The 2,789-nt window shown below is 50.7% G+C and carries 2 protein-coding genes and 1 tRNA gene; all 3 read right to left on the bottom strand.

What is annotated here, in order from left to right; all coding sequences use genetic code 11:
* Nucleotides 1-1,689: excinuclease ABC subunit UvrC (gene uvrC / locus ACP5SG_RS09540; RefSeq protein ID WP_428124035.1), on the bottom strand; the 1,689-nt coding region annotated here is incomplete at its 3' end.
* Nucleotides 1,686-2,540 carry a polyamine aminopropyltransferase gene (speE, locus tag ACP5SG_RS09535; protein WP_237888291.1) on the bottom strand — a complete coding sequence of 285 codons (855 nt, stop codon included), beginning with the start codon at nucleotides 2,538-2,540 and terminating at the stop codon, nucleotides 1,686-1,688. The genes uvrC and speE, both read right to left, overlap by 4 nt.
* A 65-nt stretch (nucleotides 2,541-2,605) precedes the next feature.
* Nucleotides 2,606-2,682 (bottom strand) — tRNA-Pro (locus ACP5SG_RS09530).
* Nucleotides 2,683-2,789: the final 107 nt, after the last annotated feature.

Below are 2,789 nucleotides of genomic sequence, written 5' to 3'. Positions count from 1 at the left end.
CGGCCCCACTCCATGGATATTGCTCAGCCTTGAGCGCAACCCGACATTGTCCCTTTTTTTTCTGTGGAATGTAATCCCGATCCTGTGAACTTCGTCCCTAACTCGCTGCAAAAAAAGTAAGACCGGGTGTGATCTCGGAAGGAACAAGGGCTCTGGCCAAAGAGGCCTGTATATCTTTTCGCCTTCACCATCCCTCTCTTTTGCAATCGATACAAACTCCAGCCGCTCGCCAAGACCAAGACTTGAGGCCGTCCGAACCGCCTCATTCAGCTGGCCTCGCCCGCCGTCTATCAACAGCAGATCAGGGAATTCGCCTGTCTCCAGCCCGGCCCTCATCCGTCTTTCAACCACCTCGTGGATCATAGCATAGTCATCCATCCCACCGACTGTATTTTTTATATTATAACGCCTATAACCCTTTTTATAAGATCTACCGTTTCTGAAGGCTACAAGACTCCCTATAGAAAGGTCCCCATCTGTTGTGGATATATCCACCCCCTCTACGAGGCTAGGCGTAACCTTAAGGGCAAGCGTAGTCTTTATCTCACACGAAAGCCTCTGCCACTCTAGGGCCTCTTCTTTGGCCCCGAGCAAGGCAAGGTCAGCGTTTTGCCTTGCCATATCCAAAAGCCTACCCCGTTCCCCTCGCACCCTGCCACTATTCAACCTCTTCAGGCCCATCTCGGACAGCCACTCAGACAAAACGGCAAGGTCGGAGGGTGGAGACGGCACAAGAATCTCGGGTGGAACCTGATTCTCGCCGTAGTATTCGCGCAAAAAGGCCGACAATACGGCTCCGTCATCTTCCCCTTGGACGGAAACCAGGCAATGAAGTTCCTGACCGGTAACCACACCCTGCCTCACCCTGATGATGGAGGCAACCGCTCTTTCGTCACCCTTTGCGATGCCTATAGCGTCGAGGTCGGTATCCATGCCGACCACAACCCACTGGCCCTCTGTAATCTGCTGAATGGCTCTTATTCTATCTCTGAGCGCAGCAGCCCTCTCAAACTCAAGCTTGGCTGCCGCCTCTTCCATCTGGGATGAAAGGGATTCAAGCAAAACGGATGTCTTTCCTTCAAAAAACAGCCTGACCCCTTTTATCCGTTCCCCATACTCGTCTCTTGATACGGCATTGATGCAAGGGGCGCAGCAGCGTTTTATCTGATATTTGAGGCATGGTCTGGACCTCATCGCCATACGGGCGTCACTGCACGTCCTCAGCCCAAAAAGGGCCGTCACAAATCTATATGTCTCGCGCACAGCCAGACCTGACGGATACGGCCCGAAATAGAGAGCACCATCCCGCTCCCTTCGTCTTACTACGGATAATCTTGGGAAATCGTGTTGTATATTGAGCTTTAAAAAGGGATATGCCTTGTCGTCCCTCAGTAGGATGTTGTATATTGGTTTATATTGTTTGATGAGGGTAGCCTCCAAAAGAAGCGCCTCTTTTTCGGTCATTGTGGCGATAAACTCAAAGGCTGCGGCCTTTTTTAGCATTAAAGATGTCTTTTGAGGGATATCAACGGATGGTTTCAGGTATGAAGAAAGCCTCTGTCGGAGATCTTTTGCCTTGCCAACATAGAGCACATCTCCATTATCGTTTCTGAAGATGTAAACCCCGGACGATCTTGGAATACCCAAAAGGGATTCAGGGGAACACTTGAGGCGGATCGGGTGATTCACCGGTTAACAGGCTGAAGGGCCTCCTTCATAAAGGCCGGGAGGGCAAACGATGCCCCGCATATCTCTTGAGTAAAGTATCTTGTGGAGATCTTGTGCACCTTGAACCTTTCCAGGTCGAAATCATTAAGTGGGTCATATCTTTTACTGGCCATGACCCAACTCCACATGCCACTTGGATAGGTAGGGATAAAGCCGAGATAGAAATCAACAAACCGGAAACCAGCCTCACGAAGACCACTGTTGATATCGGCAACGATTTTAATATCATAGAATGGAGACTCGCTCTGGGCCACCAGTATGCCATCCGATCGAAGGGCGGAAAGGCATTTTTTATAAAAATCGGCATTGAAAAGGCCGACAGCCGGACCTATTGGGTCGGTTGAATCAACAATTATTATGTCGAAATCAGACTCATGATCCTCCAAATATTTTATCCCGTCGCCCACGACTATCGACACTCTGTCGTTTCCTTCGAGTTCACAGGCTATCGAAGGGAAAAACCTCTTGCATGTCTCTATCACAAGGCCGTCTATCTCGCAGAGGACCACCTTCTCAACATCTGTATGCTTTACGGTCTCCCTGACGGCCCCGCCGTCTCCGCCGCCTATTATCAAGACCTCTCTTGGGCTCGGATGGAGATATAAGGAGGGGTGCGTTATCATTTCATGATAAATATATTCATCACGTTCAGTCGTCATGACAAGCCCATCAAGGAGCAAGACCCTGCCATATTCATAGGTATCCAGGACCTCGATTGTCTGATATTCGGATCTGCCGACAAATAATGTCTCTTTTACCTTAAGTTTGAGACCTGCATTTGGAGTGTGAAGTTCAGTGTACCACAGTTCCATTTTGGCCTTATTTCGTTGGAATAAAGAGATTATAAAGCTTGAGTCGCTTCAAGGCAACCAGAATCTGGTCGGGGCGAGAGGATTCGAACCTCCGGCCCTCTGCTCCCAAAGCAGATGCGCTACCAGGCTGCGCTACGCCCCGCCCGCCGTCGACGCGCAAGGTAGAGGGCCGGCGGGCAAGAGGCAAGCGCGCCTTCGATCGCCCTCACGCCCAATCGAGCCGGCCGAAGAAGGCGGCGATTTCGCCGG

The organism is Dissulfurimicrobium sp. (genome assembly GCF_049968175.1).
Lineage (GTDB): Bacteria > Desulfobacterota > Dissulfuribacteria > Dissulfuribacterales > Sh68 > Dissulfurimicrobium > Dissulfurimicrobium hydrothermale.
The sequence above is the reverse complement of the archived record's forward strand: the minus strand, read 5'-3'. Positions and strand labels throughout refer to the sequence as shown.